Origin of the sequence: Microbacterium sp. (genome assembly GCF_041909575.1) — a bacterium.
In the GTDB taxonomy this organism is placed as follows: domain Bacteria; phylum Actinomycetota; class Actinomycetes; order Actinomycetales; family Microbacteriaceae; genus Microbacterium.
In genome coordinates, this window is sequence record NZ_JAYRDE010000026.1 from 1 (window position 1) to 14900 (window position 14900).

The window sequence follows — 14900 nt, forward strand, 5'->3', positions numbered from 1 at the left end:
CCACGAATGGGACCTCGTCGTCGGGGTGACCGAGCTGCCGCTGCGCGATGATGACGGCCGCTACCTGGTGGCCGCGCTCGATCCGCAGCGGCACGCGGCCGTGCTCTCGCTCCCCGCGCTGGGCGGGTTCCGCGTGCGCGCGCGGGCCCGCCGCGCGGTGAGCGGACTCGTCAGCGGCATGGCCGCGCCCACGTCGCCCGACGAGCAGCGTGTGCCGATGCCCGGCCTCATCGCCCGCTGGCGGGTGCTCGTGGGCATGGTCCTTGCCAACCGGCCGTGGCTGCTCGCGACCGGACTCAAGTCCGCCCTCGTGGCGGCACTGGCAACCGGCGCGGTGGCGACCGTCGACTCGACGGTCTGGCTGATCGCCGAGTCCCTCTCGGGGTGGCGCCTCGCCGTGGCCACGGTGGCCTCCATCGCGATCGTCGTCGGATGGATCGTGATCGACGGTGAGCTGTGGGATCGCCCCGAGGACCGCTCCTCCCAGGCGCGGGAGAGGTCGCGTCTCTACAACACCTCGACCCTGCTGACGCTGGCGATCGGGGTCGTCATCGGCTACGCGGCACTGTTCGTTGTGAACCTCGCCTGGGCGCTGTTCGTGCTCGACCCCGCCCTGATGGGCGGCTCGGTCGGCACGTCGCTCGGCTACGGCGATCTGGTCGTGCTCGCGTGGTTCGTGGCGTCGGCGGCGACGATCGGCGGTGCACTGGGCACAGGGCTGGAGTCGGATGAGGCGATCCGAGCGGCTGCCTACTCGAAGCGCGAGGAGGAGCGCCGCGCCCGGCTGGCGAGCGAGCGGGCCTAGATTCCGAACCGCGCCGCGCCTAGTGTCGATGGAATGAGGCCACAGGAGCCGGCTTCCCCATGACGGCCCTGCTCATGGGAATCCCCGGCATTGGCGAGGTCTATCCGGGCACCCATGTCTGCGCGCTTGTTTCGGGCACGATCGAGCGGGATCGGTTGCTGATGCCGTTCATGCAGGAGGGTCTGCGTCACGGTGATCGCTGTGTCTGCTTCATGGATGAGGTCGAGCCGGCGGGAATGCGACGACGGGCGGAAGACCGGGAGGCACGAGGGGACGAAGGCCGATCGGGGCACCTCAGCGTTCGCTCGGCGCCGGACGCCTACCTCCGCGCCGGCGCACGCTCACCCGTCGAGATGATCTCGACTCTCGTCGGCTCGTCATCCAGCGATCACCGGCGCCCTCTGCTGCGCGCGGCCGGGCAGATCTCTCCGGGGCAGCAGGAGCCGGACGGGAGAGAGCTGCGCGTCTACGAATCCGCCGTCATCCTGATCCTCGCCGCGGTGCCGGCCGTCTTCCTCTGCGTGTACGACATGCAGCGGTTCGGTGTGGGGACGCTCGCTGACGTGATGAGGTATCACTCGAGGATCCTCCTCGACGGCACTGTCCTCTACAACCCGCGTTGCGTGGTGCCGCCCGCCTACCCGGCACCGCCGCCCGGTACGGAGTCGAGACGCCCGCTCGGCGGTCCTCGCTTCGGCCGCATCGGCGATGGCGAAGGGTGGAGGTCTCTCACGGGCGCCGAGGTCCGGGTCGCCGAGCTCATCGGCACAGGGATGACCAACCGCGCGACGGCCGAGGAGCTCATCGTGTCGCCTCACACCGTGGACGCCCACCTCAAGCACATCTACCTGAAGCTCGGCATCCACTCGCGAGCGGAGCTCGCCGTCCTGTCATTCCGCCAGCGCTCGCAGGGAGCGCGGCGCCCTCCCTCCGAAGACGGTCGGTGACACCCGGCCCTCCAGAATTCCCCCGTTCACGGGATGCCGACATTCGTTCGCAGCAGGAGCATGGCCGCAGAAGCCCCCGAGCGAACGGAGCATTTCATGGGCAGGAGTGTCGGTATCGACCTGGGAACGACCAATTCGGTGATCGCGGTGATGGAGGGCGGCCAGCCCCGGATCATCCCCAATGCCGAAGGAAGCAGGACCACGCCCTCCGTCGTCGCCTTCCTCGAGAGCGGGGAACGTCTGGTGGGTCAGATGGCCCGACGGCAGGCGATCATGAACCCCAAGGGCACGATCTACTCGGCCAAGCGCTTCGTCGGCCGAAAGTACGACGAGGTGCAGACCGAGATCCACACCGTCTCGTACGACGTGGTGTCCGGACCTGACGGAGCGGTCAGATTCTCGGTGCACGGAAAGCTCTACGCGCCGGAGGAGATCTCGGCGCAGGTTCTGCGCAAACTCGCCGAGGACGCGGGTCGCGCGCTCGGCGAGCGAGTCACAGAGGCGGTGATCACCGTTCCCGCGCACTTCAACGACGCTCAGCGGCAGGCAACGAAGGACGCGGGCAAGATCGCGGGGCTCGAGGTGCTCCGCATCATCAACGAACCGACGGCGGCCGCTCTGGCATACGGGATGGAGAAGCTCGAGAACGAGACCATCCTCGTCTTCGATCTCGGGGGCGGGACGTTCGACGTCAGCCTCCTGACCGTCGGTGAGGGCGTTGTCGAGGTCCGGTCGACCGCGGGCGACACCCACCTCGGCGGGGACGATTTCGACCGACGCATCGTGGACTACCTCGCGGAGGAGTTCAAGAAGGAGGTCGGCATCGACCTGCGGGAGGACCCGCAAGCCCTGCAGCGCCTGTTCGAGGCGGCCGAGAAGGCGAAAGTCGAGCTGTCGGCGGTCACCCAGACGGCGGTGAACCTTCCATTCGTGACGGCGGATGCCTCCGGTCCGAAGCATCTGAACGTCAACCTCATGCGATCGACGTTCGAGCAGCTCACCGCGGATCTCGTCGAACGCTGCATGGGTCCCGTCACGCAGGCACTGGAGGATGCGAGGGTCACCGCGGATGACATCGACGAAGTCATTCTCGTCGGCGGCTCCACCCGTATTCCCGCCGTGCAGGGGCTGGTTCGCCGGATGACCGGCGGCAAGGAACCCAACATGACCGTCAACCCCGACGAGGTCGTCGCACTCGGAGCGGCGGTCCAGGCAGCGATCATCAAGGGCGACATGAAGGACGTCCTCCTCCTGGACGTCACGCCGCTGTCGCTGGGGCTCGAGACGCAGGGCGGAGTGATGACGAAGGTCATCGAGCGCAACACCACGATCCCGGCACGTCGCACCGAGGTCTTCAGCACCGCTGAAGACAACCAGCAGGCGGTGGACGTGGTGGTCCTGCAGGGGGAGCGCGAGCGCGCCAGCGACAATCGCGCACTCGCACGGTTCCGGCTGGAGAACATCCGGCCGGCGCCTCGAGGCGAGCCCCAGATCGAGGTCACGTTCGACATCGATGCCAACGGCATCCTGCACGTGTCGGCGAAGGACAAGGACACCGGCGCCGAGCAGCAGGTCACCATCAGCGAGACCTCCACCCTCAGTCCCGAGGACATCGAGCGGATGCTCTCGGATGCCGAGGCCCACCGGAGCGAGGATGCTCAGCTGCGCGAGTTCGTCGACGCCCGCAACGAGCTCGACTCCGTCGCGTACCAGGTGCAGCGACTGCTCGATGACGCGGGCGACGCGGTCGCTTCGCACGACCGTGCCCGCGCCGAGATGCTGGTGAGCGACGCGCGCGCTGCTCTCGACGAGGAGACGCCGATCGATCGCCTGCGCTCCCTCGCGGGTGAGCTGCACCAGATGGCTCAGGCGCTGAGCACCGCTCCTCGGAGTGAGACCGGCGCGGGGTCGACCGGCCCATCGGGCGGCTCCGGCGCGGCGGGAGCGAGCGACGACGCCGACGACGTGATCGACGCCGAGTTCACCGCGCACTGAGCATCATCATGTCCGAACAGGAGGAGACGGAGCGCGAGCTCGGCGATGACGGCGCCACCGATACCGCGAAGCAGCTCGCCGAACTCGAGGACGCCTGGCGCCGCAGCGCCGCCGAGCTCGAGAACTTCCGCAAGCGGTGCGCGAAGGATGTGATCAGCGCTCGCGAGCAGGAGCGGGCATCGGTGGCCTCCCGCTGGCTGCCCGTCGTCGACAACCTCGAGCGAGCCCTCGAGCACGCGTCCTCCGACTCGGAGCAGATCGTGGAGGGGGTGCGTGCCGTGCACCAGCAGGCGGCTTCGATCCTCGCCGACCTCGGCTATCCCCGGCGCGACGACGAGACCGGAAAGCCCTTCAACCCCGCTTATCACGATGCCGTCGGCACCGTCGTCGATGCGGAGCTCGTTCCCGGCACCGTCGCGCACGTGATCCGCCCCGGCTACGGGCCGGATGGTGCACTGCTCCGGCCGGCATCCGTGATCGTGGCGACCAGGAGCGAGTGATGCCCCGGGACGCCTACGAGATACTCGGCGTCCCGCGCGATGCCGACCAATCGGAGATCCAGCGGGCCTATCGCAGGCTCGCACGCACGCTCCACCCCGATATCAACAAAGACCCCGGCGCGGAAGATGAGTTCAAAGAGCTCTCGGAGGCTTATGACGTGCTCTCCGACCCCGAGCAGCGCAAGCGGTACGACGCGTTCGGCCAGGACTTCCGGCGCGTCGCGTCGGACGTGGACCCCGACGCGTATCGACGGGCACGCGCCGCTGCGGGGGGCGGATTCGGCGGCGGGCGGGCGACCAGTCGAGGAGGCGCCGGAGCCTCGCAGGGTTTCCAGTACTCCGGTTCGGTCGGCGATGTGGACCTGGAGGACCTGCTCGGCGGCATCTTCGGTGCACGCGGGCGTGGTGCGAGCGGATGGGGACGGGTCGACGGCTCCGACCAGGAGACGGAGGTGGAGGTGACCGTCGAGGAGGCGTACACCGGGACACACCGCACCCTGACGATCAGTGGAGCGGGGTCGAACGGCGACGCGGGCGGTCAGCGCACGATCGATGTCGACATCCCCGCCGGTGTCGTCGACGGTCAGCGGATCCGGCTGCGCGGCCAGGGTGGACGGGGGGCCGGCGGCGGCGCGGCAGGCGACCTGTATCTTGTCGTCCGCATCCCGCCGCATCCCCGCTACCGGCCCGATGGCCGGGACCTGCACGTGATGCTGCCATTGTCCCCATGGGAAGCGGCGCTGGGTGCGTCATTGCCCGTGGAGACGCCCGGCGGGGTCGCGACCGTCAAGGTGCCCGCGGGCACCTCCAGCCACCGGCGGCTGCGGCTGAAGGGCCGCGGCCTGCCGAACGCGCGGGGTAGGCCGGGGGACCTGTACGCCGAAGCCCAGATCAAGGTGCCCAGGTCGCTGTCGGCGCAGGAACGCGAGCTGTTCGAGCGGCTCGGCGAGGCATCCACGTTCGACCCGAGGAGCTCCCCATGACCGAGACGACCGCCCGATCGCGTTGGGCCCTGGCGCGGCCCTACCGCCTGAGCCTGGACAGCTACGCCCGGATCACGGGCGTGCACCCCGATCTGATCCGCCGACTCGTCGCGCTCGGACTGCTCGAGATCACCCGCGACGCCGAGGGCAATTTGTGGTTCGATCCCTCCCAGGTTCGGGAGATGGCAACGATCCAGCGGCTGCATTTACGGCTGAACGTCTCGTACGGGTCACTCGGGCTGGTGATGGACCTGCTCGACCGGATCTCCGAACTCGAGAGATCACAACAGCGCCCGCGCCCGGAGAGGGGACTTCGATGGACCTGAACAGACTCACGCAGAAGTCGCAGGAGGCCCTGCACGACGCACAGACCAAGGCGCTGCGGTTCGGCCACCAGGAGGTGGACGGCGAGCACCTGCTTCTGGCGCTGCTCGAGCAGAGCGACGGCATGGTTCTGCCGCTGCTCTCGCGTGCCGGTGCCGACGTGGACCAGCTGCGGGAAGACCTTGAGGCCGAGCTCGAGAGGCGCCCGCGCGTCACGGGGTCCGGTGTCGAGCCCGGCAAGGTGTACGTCACTCAGAGGCTCAACCGCATCCTCGACGCTGCCGACCAGGAGGCGCGGCGGCTCAAGGACGAGTATGTCTCGGTCGAGCACCTGGTCGTCGCGCTCCTCGAGGAGGGGGCCGGCTCGGCAGCCGGCCGGATACTCGCACAGCATGGCGTGACGCGCGACGAGTTCCTGAAAACGCTGACTGCGGTGAGGGGGTCGCAGCGGGTCACCTCCGCCACGCCCGAGGGTACCTACGAAGCCCTGGCCAAGTATGGTCGCGACCTCGTCGCCGATGCGGCTGCCGGACGGCTGGAACCGGTGATCGGCAGGGATGCGGAGATTCGTCGCACCGTCCAGATCCTGTCCCGCAAGAGCAAGAACAACCCGGTGCTGATCGGTGAGCCCGGCGTGGGAAAGACGGCGATCGTGGAGGGATTGGCGCAGCGGATCCACAACGGCGACGTGCCGGAGGGACTGCGCGGGAAGACCGTCTTCGCCCTGGATCTGGCAGCGCTGGTCGCCGGTGCGAAGTACCGCGGCGAGTTCGAGGAGCGTCTCAAAGCCGTCCTCAACGAGGTACTGGCCGCGGAAGGGAGCATCCTGCTGTTCGTCGACGAACTGCACACCGTGGTCGGCGCTGGTGCGACCGAGGGTGCGATGGATGCAGGCCAGATGCTCAAGCCAATGCTGGCCCGCGGCGAGCTCCACATGATCGGGGCCACGACGCTGGACGAGTACCGCACCCATATCGAGAAGGATGCGGCCCTGGAGCGGCGGTTCCAACCTGTCCTGGTCGATGAGCCGAGCGTCGAGGACGCCCTCTCGATCCTGCGGGGACTGCGCGAGCGCTTCGAGGTCTTCCACGGCGTCAAGATCTACGACGGCGCGCTGGTGGCGGCCGTCAGTCTGAGCCACCGCTACATCACCGAGCGATTCCTGCCCGACAAGGCCATCGACCTCGTCGATGAGGCCTGCGCGATGCTGCGCACCGAGATCGACTCGATGCCGGCGGAGCTGGACGAACTCACGCGGCGCGTCACCCGTCTGGAGATCGAAGAGGCCGCCGTGGCCCAGGAGACGGATGCCGCGAGCCTGCGCCGCCTCGAGGAACTGCGCAGGGAACTCGCCGATCTCAGGGCCGAGGCCGACGCGATGCGTGCGCAATGGGAGGCGGAGCGTCAGGCGCTGCGCGAGGTGCAGGCGCTGCGGCGGGAGATCGAGCAGGTGCGACTGGAGAGCGAGCGGGCCGAGCGGGAGTACGACCTCAACAGGGCGGCGAGCCTGCGTCACGGCAAGCTGCCCGAACTGGAGCGTCGGCTCGCGTCGAGCGAGGAACGACTCGAGGCCAAACAGGGCGCGCGGCGCCTGCTGCGCGAGATCGTCACGGCCGAGGAGATCGCCTCGATAGTCGCCCAGTGGACGGGTATCCCTGTGAGCCGCCTCCAGGAGGGCGAGCGGGCGAAGATTCTCCGCCTCGACGAAGTGCTCCACGAACGGGTGATCGGTCAGGACGAGGCGGTGCAGCTGGTGACCGACGCGGTCATCCGGGCGCGCTCCGGTATCAAGAGCCCGACCCGCCCGATCGGCTCCTTCGTCTTCCTCGGTCCGACCGGCGTCGGCAAGACCGAACTGGCGAAGGCGCTCGCGGAAGCGCTCTTCGACAGCGAGGAGAACATCATCCGCATCGATATGAGCGAGTACCAGGAGCGGCACACCGTGAGCCGCCTCGTGGGCGCCCCGCCCGGCTACGTCGGATTCGAGGAAGGCGGTCAGCTGACGGAGGCGGTGCGCCGCAAGCACTACTCGGTGATCCTCCTCGACGAGATCGAGAAGGCCCACGTCGACGTCTTCAACATCCTGCTCCAGGTCCTCGACGACGGACGCCTCACCGACTCCCACGGCCGCACCGTCGACTTCCGCAACACCGTCATCATCATGACGTCCAACCTCGGGTCGGAGTACCTGCTCGAGGGGGTCACCGCAGACGGCGAGGTGGAGCCGGAGACCCGCACCCTTGTGATGAGTTCGCTGCGCTCCCATTTCCGGCCCGAGTTCCTGAATCGGATCGACGAGATCGTGTTGTTCAAGCCGCTGACGTTCGCGGAGATCGAGCGGATCGTCGACCTCCAGCTCGACGAGCTGCGGGAACGGCTCGCTGAGCAGCGGATCGCGGTCGAGGCCACGGAGCAGGCTCGACGCTATCTGGCGGAGCAGGGCTTCGACCCGGCGTACGGAGCCCGCCCGCTGCGGCGCTTCATCTCCCGTGAGGTGGAGACGCGCGTGGCTCGCGCACTCGTGCGCGGCGACCTGCCGGAGGACTCGACGATCGTGGTCGATGTCGCCGACGGGGAACTCACCATCACCCCGAGGCGACCCGACGACCGGAAGGCCGCGGCATGACCGCCGTGGCGAAGGTGCCGGCCACGATCGTGGTCTGTCCGCACTGCGGCACGAAGAACCGGGTGCCCGCCGCCGCACCCGGGGCGCCCCGCTGCGGGCGCTGCCGGAAGCCGCTTCCGTGGATGATCGACACCTCCGACGCGGACTTCGCCACCGTGGTAGACGAGTCCACGATCCCGGTGCTCGTCGACGTGTGGGCGCCGTGGTGCGGTCCCTGCCGCATGGTCAGCCCTGCGCTGGAGCAGTTGGCGACCGAGCTCGCGGGGAAGCTCAAACTCGTCAAAGTCAACGCGGACGAGGCGCCGCGCGTGAGTCACCGCTTCGAGGTTCAGGCGATCCCCACCCTGATCCTCATGCGCCGGGGCCGGGTGATCGAAAAACAGGTCGGCGCAGCCCCTGCGCACGTCCTGCGGTCTTGGCTCACACAACACCTCCCCGCCGACGAGGCGGAGACTGCGCAGGCGCCGGACCCGTCCCTCGGGGACCGGCCGTGACCGCGCTCTCCGACGGGGTCCGGGACAGGCACCTGTCGCTTGTGCGGCCCGTCGGGCCGCCCCGGGCTCCGGGATGCGAGGAGTGCCTGCGCCTCGGCGCGCCCTGGGTCCACCTGCGGCAATGCCTCACCTGCGGCGAGATCTGCTGCTGCGACTCCTCCCCGATGCGCCACGCGCGCGCGCACGCCGCCGTGACGGGCCACGTCGTCGTCCGGTCCATCGAGCCGGGCGAGAGCTGGAGGTGGTGCTATGCCGACGAGCAGTTCGTCTGAATCCGAGATGGTCGATCTGCCGGAGACACCTGACACGAACGGCGCGTACCCTCGGGTGTCCGACGAGCAGATCGCGCTTCTCTCTCCGTACGGAGAACGCCGACGGCTGGCCAAGGAGTCGATGCTGTTCTGCGCCGGGGACCGCGACTGCGGTCTCTTCGTCGTGCTGGGAGGGAAGGTCCGGGTCGTCGAGGAGGGCGGCCCTCAGGGAACATCGCGGGTGATCGCTGTCCATGGGCGCGGCCGCTTCGTGGGGGATCTGTCGATGCTGACGGGCCAGGCCGTCTACGTCACCGCGATCGCGCAGACCGACGTCGAAGTGCTGGAGATCGCCTCCGACCGGGTCAAGGAGGCCGTGACCCAGAATCAGGCGATGGGGGACCTCATCCTGCGGGCCTTCATCCTCCGACGCGCAATCCACGCGAATCTCGGCATCGGGCTGCGGATCATCGGCTCACGCTTCTCTTCCGACACGCGCCGGCTCAGGGACTTCGCCAGTCGCAACCGCATCCCTTACCGCTGGGAGGACCTCGAGGAGGACCCCGGGGCCGAGAGCACCATGCGCGCGTTGGACATCGCGCCCGACCAGACGCCGATCGTGCTGTGGAAGGGGCGCACTGTCCTGCGCAACCCCAGCAACACAGAACTCGCCGAGCTTCTGGGCCTTCGCGAGGACGCGCCAGGGCGAGACGCGGTCGACATCGTGGTGGTCGGGGCGGGTCCGGCGGGCCTTGCCGCGGCGGTCGCTGCGGCCTCGGAAGGACTCTCCACGGTCGTGCTCGACGCGATCGCGACGGGCGGTCAGGCGGGGACATCATCCCAGATCGAGAACTATCTCGGCTTTCCGGCCGGCATCTCTGGCGCAGAGCTTGCCGACCGAGCCGTTGTCCAGGCTCGGAAGTTCGGTGCCACCTTCATAGTCCCCGGCGAGGCGCAGTCGCTCGAACGCATCGACGGGCACTTCACGTTGGAGCTGACCGACGGAGCCCGCGTAGAGGCGCACACCGTGGTGCTCGCGACCGGTGTGCGGTTCCGTCGCCTCAGCGTGCCCGGGATGGATCGGTTCGAGGGGCCCCATGTCTACTACGCCGCCACCGAATTCGAGGCCCGCGTATGCCGTGGGCAACCGGTCGTCGTCGTGGGCGGCGGGAACTCCGCCGGGCAGGCGGCCCTGTTCCTGGCGCGGAGTGCGACGGAGGTCCATCTCGTGATCCGCCACGACGAGCTGAGCCGCGACATGTCCCGGTATCTCGCGGATCGCATCAGTGCGGCCCCTCTGGTGCACGTCTGGAGCAAATCCGAGGTATGCGAGCTGCGCGGTGATCTGCACCTGGAGCAGATCATGGTCCGAGATGTGAGAACCGACGAGCGCCACTCTCTCAGAGCGACCGCTCTCTTCGTTCTCATCGGGTCCGAGCCCCACACTCGCTGGCTCACCGATGCGGTCGAGCTCGACGAACGAGGATTCGTGATGACCGGCGTCGGGCTGGGAGGCGCCACGGTGTTTCAGACCTCCTGCGACGGCGTCTTCGCCATCGGGGACGTACGCAGCGGCTCAGTCAAGCGAGTTGCCTCCGCCGTCGGTGATGGCGCCGTCGCCGTGCGGCTCGTGTACGAGCACCTCGTTCGCGCGGGCAGAAGGTGACGGACTCCTCACCCGAGCCGTCGCGATCTGCGCCGCAGGGTCTCCGAAGGACGCTCCGAGTACTCGCTGCGGTAGGCGGCCGCGAACCGCCCGAGATGAGTGAAGCCCCAGCGGGCCGCCACCTCGGTGACGGAGATCGTCTCAGGTGAGGCCGATGTCAGCTCCTCGCGCACCTTCTCGAGCCGGAGACGCCGCAGGTATCCCATCGGCGTGGAGTTGAGGGTGCGACGGAACCCCTCCTGCAGGCTGCGCCCGCTCAAAGAGACCGCGGTCGCCAGTTCTGTCAGGGTCCACGGATGCTCGGGACTCTCCCGCAGCAGCTCCACCGCCTGCGACACGGGTCGCAATCCGGCTGCCGGTGCGGGGCCCGCGAGGGCTGCCGAGTAGTTGTGCGGCTGCGCGAACAGCAGGCTGTGGACCAGCACCTGCTCCAATCGCTGCGTCCCCAGGGTGTTCGTGAGCAGTCCGCCATCGTGGCCCGATGCGCTGTCGATCACTCGCAGCATCTGGACCATCGCCTGCGCGCCCGGCGTCAGCAGGTCGATCTCGCCATGGAACTCAATGGGCCGTAGGAGGTCGCGACCGAGCAGATTCTGCACCTCGATCTGCAAGTGATCGCGCGGGATCATCAACGAGAGCTGCGCGAAGTGCCCTTCGCTCGCGATCTCCACCGGTCGCCCGGGCATGAACATCCCCGCGGTGTCCTGCGTTCCGTGGATCGGTGAGCCCAGGCCGGCTCGCATCGTGGCACGGCCTCCGGTCGGGATATCGAGGTGATAGTTCTCGGCCTCGGCCGTCGCGATGCGCACCGCATCCCGAAACCGCATGTATCCGCACGTCAGCCGGCCCACCTTCAGCGCGTTCAGCTGCATCTCGAAGTTGCCGGAGGTCCGCGCTGAAGGGAAGTCGACGGGAAGGAAGATCTCGGTGAGCGCCTGACTGGCGTGGTCGACGTCACGACTGGACGCGACCCGATGGGCCGCGAACATCTCGCTCTTTCGTGAGTGCACTAAGTAATTTTACCCCCTGTACCTGAGAGCGGCACTCGGTCATCCGCGCAGATCGGATGCTGCGCCGCGCCGACCGGATATCGGGAGCCGCGGGCCCGCTCGTACGGTTGTCGGCGTTGAGGCTGTGCAGCCGACCCGAAAGCGGTGGCAATGAGTTCCCAAGGTCATGCAGATCCGACCCTGAGCGTTCTCGCCGAGGGCAGCGCAACCCGCGGCCACGAAGACCGCGTCCCGCTGCGGGAACTGCCGCACACGGCGCTGGGCGCACTCCTGTGGCGCCTTTTCCGAGCGCGGACGCAGCAGGAGCGCGAATGGCTTTACCCCGTGGGCCCGCCGGTGGTCCGCATCGAGGGGGTCGACCCCGTGCGCATCCTCATCATCGGGGACGGACCGGCGGCGGGGTGCGGAGTACTGATCCACGAACTGGGGGTCGCCGGATTCCTGGCTCGACACGTCGCCGAATGCCTTCAGCGCGGTGTCGTGGTGACCGTGCGGGCGCAGCCTGCAGCGTCGGCCCGTTCGACCCTCAAACATCTCGACGACACAGACCTCGCCGGTTATGACTCGATCGTCCTCATGCTCGCCACTACCGACGCATTCTGCTTGACGCCTCGTCGTCGCTGGCGCAGCAGCATGACGGGCCTCGTCCTGGCGTTGAAGGGTGCGGGTCGGGCATCCGTGCTCGTGACGGGAGCCGCCAGCATGCAGCTGACAGAATCGCTCTCGCCGTTCGCGCGTCGCCTCACGGGGAATCACGCCCGAATGCTGAACATCGAGACCAGCATGGTCTGCGCGTTCTCCGGCACGCCGATGATCTCGCTCGATCCCGCCAGCGACCTCACACCGTCCACCTACGCGAAGTGGGGTCGCCGCATCGGCAAGCACGTGCTGGACGCATTGCTCCGATAGAGGAAGCGGATGCCGCGGCGAGAGCCCGCGGGAGGCTTGAGCGACGCGCCCTCGATTCGTAGAATCCCCCAGCGAGAGGAGGGATACGCCATGGATGGACCAGATCTTCTCGCGGCGCGACTTCTCCGCGCGCTGGTCGCCGACGACGTGGACGCCGTCAGCCATCTCGTCGTCGAGATCGAGGACAGCGGCTACGCCGGCCTCGTCGCCACCGGACTCGCCCAGTCCTACATCAGCGAGCTGCTGAAGACGGCCAGACGCAAACCGCTGCTGCGCGCGCTCGAAGCGCGGATCCTGGAGCTCACCGACGTCGCCGGCGAAACGAGTGACGGCGCGGTCTGACGACCACTAGTCCCGGTCAGCACGACCTCGGAGCAGAGCGGGCCCCTGATCGATCCCGTGGCTCGTCACGGCGTAGAACACCGGCAGCACCAGGAAGATGACCGAAGCGACCAGCGGGTGGATGAGAAAACCCGCCAGTCCGGCGGCGAGGTACAAGACCACGCCGATCAGTGCGCGGGGGCGCTCCCGCGCGAAGTAGGAATCGTCGACGTGGTCCTTCGTGAGGTCGGGATGACGCGCCAAGTACGCGAAGAAGACGAGCCACGCCAGGCACAGCAGCGCCCCGACGAGTGCATACAAGGCGACCGCGACCCGCTCATCCGTCAGGTTGCCCGTCCTGGCCGTCTCAGCGATCACGGCCGTGGGCCATGGCACCAGCGCGAGCGTCGCGAGAAGCCCGAGATTCGCCCACTGCAGACCGATGTCCATTTCCCGGATGCGGGTGAAGGCCGCCTTGTGGTTCAGCCAGATCACGGCCAGATACAGGTAGGAGGCCGCGTAGGCCAGGTAGGTCGGCCACTCATCCAGCAGGCCGGCGAGCAGTCCGCCGGGCTCGGTCTCGGGGGGTCTGAGGTCCAGAACGAGGAGGGTGATGACGATCGCGATGACGGCATCGCTGAAAGCGACCGCACGGCTCGGATCCGAACGGGTGGCCTTGGCCTTCGGTGTGCTCATGCGGGCCTCGTGATCTCACTCCACTGCGACCCGCCGACGGACCAGCGGCCCGTCGACGGGTGCGCCATCGGTTCGGCTACGACCCCACGGTTGCGAGATCGGGGTGCAGGACGACCTTCGTCCAGCCGTCGTCACGGTCGTCGAAGTGCTCGTAGGCACGCGGCGCCTCCTCGAGGGCGAGCTCGTGGCTGACGATCCAGGACGGTGTGGCCTTCCCGCCGGCGATGAGGTCGCGCAGCTGGCGGTTGTATCGCTTCACGGGGCACTGACCGCTGCCGAGCTTCTGACCGCGGAACCAGAACTCACCGAAGTCGAAGGCGACCTTCCCCTGCTTCGCCAGTTCATCGGCGGCTCCCGGGTCCTGTGGGATGAATACCCCGACCACACCGATCTCGCCCGTGAAGCGAACCGACCTCACGAGTCGGTTCAGGGTGAGATTCGGGTCTTCGTTCCCGTCAGGGTCGTGAGCCTGATAGCCCACGCACTCGCAGCCGTTGTCGGCCCCGAGTCCCATCGTCATCTCGTTCACCGCCTCGACCGGGTCAACCTGGGAGTCGTCGATCGGGACCGCTCCGATCTCCTCCGCTTTCCGCAGCCGATCGGGGTGCCGGTCGACCACCATTACCTTTCCCGCGCCCTTCAGGATCGCGGAGTACGCGGCCATGCATCCCACCGGCCCCGCGCCGTAGATGACCGTCTGGTCGCCGGGCTTCACGTTCGCGAGTTCGGTGGCGTGGTACCCGGTGGGGAAGATGTCGGCGAGCATCACGTAGTCGGTCTGCTTCTCTTCGGCATCCTCGCCCAATCGCAGGCAGTTGAAGTCGCCCCACGGCACGCGGAGCAGTTCGGCCTGACCGCCGGCCCACGGGCCCATGTCGGCGAAGCCGTATGCGGCGCCCGCCCATTCCTGCTTGGGCTGTGCGGTCAGACAGTAGTTGGTGTAGCCGCGTTCGCAGTTCTTGCAATGGCCGCAGGCGACATTGAACGGCACCACGACGTAGTCGCCCACCTTCACCTTGTCGACTCCGTCGCCGACTTCGATCACCTGGCCCAGGTTCTCGTGCCCGAACCAGCGTCCGGTCTCGAAGTCGGTCCTGCCCTCGTACATATGCAGGTCCGAGCCGCAGATGTTCGTGGTGGTGATCCGAACGAGGACGTCCGTCGGGCGCTCGATACGGGCGTCCGGCACGTCAGTGACGCTGACTCTGCGCGGACCCTCATAGACGACAGCTCTCATTTCCTTACCCTTCCTCCGTGTGGTCGATGGACGGATGCCGGTGGCACAGGGCGCGGCATCCTGAATCTCGCTTCTCGTCAGGAATTGCCACCTCCTCTGTGTGGGGGATGCGGGAAGAGGTCCGCGGGAGGCCGTC

At 68.0% G+C, this 14900-nt stretch carries 15 protein-coding genes; 12 read left to right on the forward strand and 3 right to left on the reverse strand.

Annotated elements, in window-relative coordinates; all coding sequences use genetic code 11:
- The 10 genes from ACE3O1_RS05750 to ACE3O1_RS05795 form a co-directional block, all read left to right on the forward strand.
- Positions 1 to 805, forward strand: an 805-nt coding sequence (locus tag ACE3O1_RS05750) for a hypothetical protein (protein WP_374313347.1), incomplete at its 5' end; no start/stop codon positions are given.
- A gap of 74 nt (positions 806 to 879) precedes the next feature.
- A complete protein-coding gene (locus ACE3O1_RS05755; RefSeq protein ID WP_374313395.1) occupies positions 880 to 1752 on the forward strand; it encodes an MEDS domain-containing protein in 873 nt (290 codons plus the stop codon).
- 96 nt (positions 1753 to 1848) lie between these two features.
- On the forward strand, positions 1849 to 3747 hold the full coding sequence (dnaK, locus tag ACE3O1_RS05760) for a molecular chaperone DnaK (RefSeq protein WP_374313349.1): 1899 nt from the start codon (positions 1849 to 1851) through the stop codon (positions 3745 to 3747).
- 8 nt (positions 3748 to 3755) lie between these two features.
- A complete protein-coding gene (locus ACE3O1_RS05765; protein WP_374313352.1) occupies positions 3756 to 4247 on the forward strand; it encodes a nucleotide exchange factor GrpE in 492 nt (163 codons plus the stop codon).
- On the forward strand, positions 4247 to 5230 hold the full coding sequence (locus ACE3O1_RS05770) for a DnaJ C-terminal domain-containing protein (RefSeq protein WP_374313354.1): 984 nt from the start codon (positions 4247 to 4249) through the stop codon (positions 5228 to 5230). Before ACE3O1_RS05765 ends, ACE3O1_RS05770 begins: the two co-directional genes overlap by 1 nt.
- Positions 5227 to 5556 (forward strand): chaperone modulator CbpM, encoded by a 330-nt coding sequence (locus tag ACE3O1_RS05775; RefSeq protein ID WP_374313356.1) that lies wholly within the window; start codon positions 5227 to 5229, stop codon positions 5554 to 5556. The genes ACE3O1_RS05770 and ACE3O1_RS05775 overlap by 4 nt, the downstream gene beginning before the upstream one ends.
- Positions 5547 to 8180 (forward strand): ATP-dependent chaperone ClpB, encoded by a 2634-nt coding sequence (gene clpB, locus ACE3O1_RS05780; RefSeq protein ID WP_374313358.1) that lies wholly within the window; start codon positions 5547 to 5549, stop codon positions 8178 to 8180. Before ACE3O1_RS05775 ends, clpB begins: the two co-directional genes overlap by 10 nt.
- Positions 8177 to 8674 (forward strand): thioredoxin, encoded by a 498-nt coding sequence (gene trxA, locus ACE3O1_RS05785; RefSeq protein WP_374313360.1) that lies wholly within the window; start codon positions 8177 to 8179, stop codon positions 8672 to 8674. Before clpB ends, trxA begins: the two co-directional genes overlap by 4 nt.
- Before the next feature lie 41 nt (positions 8675 to 8715).
- Positions 8716 to 8946, forward strand: coding sequence for a UBP-type zinc finger domain-containing protein (locus ACE3O1_RS05790; RefSeq protein ID WP_374313397.1), 231 nt, complete (start codon positions 8716 to 8718; stop codon positions 8944 to 8946).
- A gap of 55 nt (positions 8947 to 9001) precedes the next feature.
- Positions 9002 to 10591, forward strand: a complete 1590-nt coding sequence (locus ACE3O1_RS05795) for an FAD-dependent oxidoreductase (protein WP_374313362.1) — start codon at positions 9002 to 9004, stop codon at positions 10589 to 10591.
- 8 nt (positions 10592 to 10599) lie between these two features.
- On the opposite strand, the gene ACE3O1_RS05800 is transcribed toward ACE3O1_RS05795, so the two are convergent.
- Positions 10600 to 11601, reverse strand: coding sequence for an AraC family transcriptional regulator (locus ACE3O1_RS05800; protein ID WP_374313364.1), 1002 nt, complete (start codon positions 11599 to 11601; stop codon positions 10600 to 10602).
- Positions 11602 to 11751: 150 nt separating this feature from the next.
- Here ACE3O1_RS05800 and ACE3O1_RS05805 point away from each other — a divergent pair, with 150 nt between their 5' ends.
- Together ACE3O1_RS05805 and ACE3O1_RS05810 are read left to right on the forward strand one after the other, a co-directional pair.
- Positions 11752 to 12510 (forward strand): hypothetical protein, encoded by a 759-nt coding sequence (locus ACE3O1_RS05805; RefSeq protein WP_374313366.1) that lies wholly within the window; start codon positions 11752 to 11754, stop codon positions 12508 to 12510.
- Positions 12511 to 12600: 90 nt separating this feature from the next.
- Positions 12601 to 12852: a hypothetical protein gene (locus tag ACE3O1_RS05810; RefSeq protein WP_374313368.1), complete on the forward strand. Its 252-nt coding sequence runs from the start codon at positions 12601 to 12603 to the stop codon at positions 12850 to 12852.
- A gap of 6 nt (positions 12853 to 12858) precedes the next feature.
- Here the strand turns inward: ACE3O1_RS05810 and ACE3O1_RS05815 are convergent, their stop codons facing one another.
- Both ACE3O1_RS05815 and ACE3O1_RS05820 read right to left on the reverse strand, forming a co-directional pair.
- The gene (locus tag ACE3O1_RS05815; protein WP_374313370.1) at positions 12859 to 13527 is read right to left on the reverse strand and encodes a TMEM175 family protein; all 669 of its coding nucleotides are present in this window, start codon (positions 13525 to 13527) and stop codon (positions 12859 to 12861) included.
- Positions 13528 to 13603: 76 nt separating this feature from the next.
- A complete protein-coding gene (locus ACE3O1_RS05820) occupies positions 13604 to 14716 on the reverse strand; it encodes a glutathione-independent formaldehyde dehydrogenase (protein WP_374313372.1) in 1113 nt (370 codons plus the stop codon).
- Between the last annotated feature and the right edge of the window lie 184 nt (positions 14717 to 14900).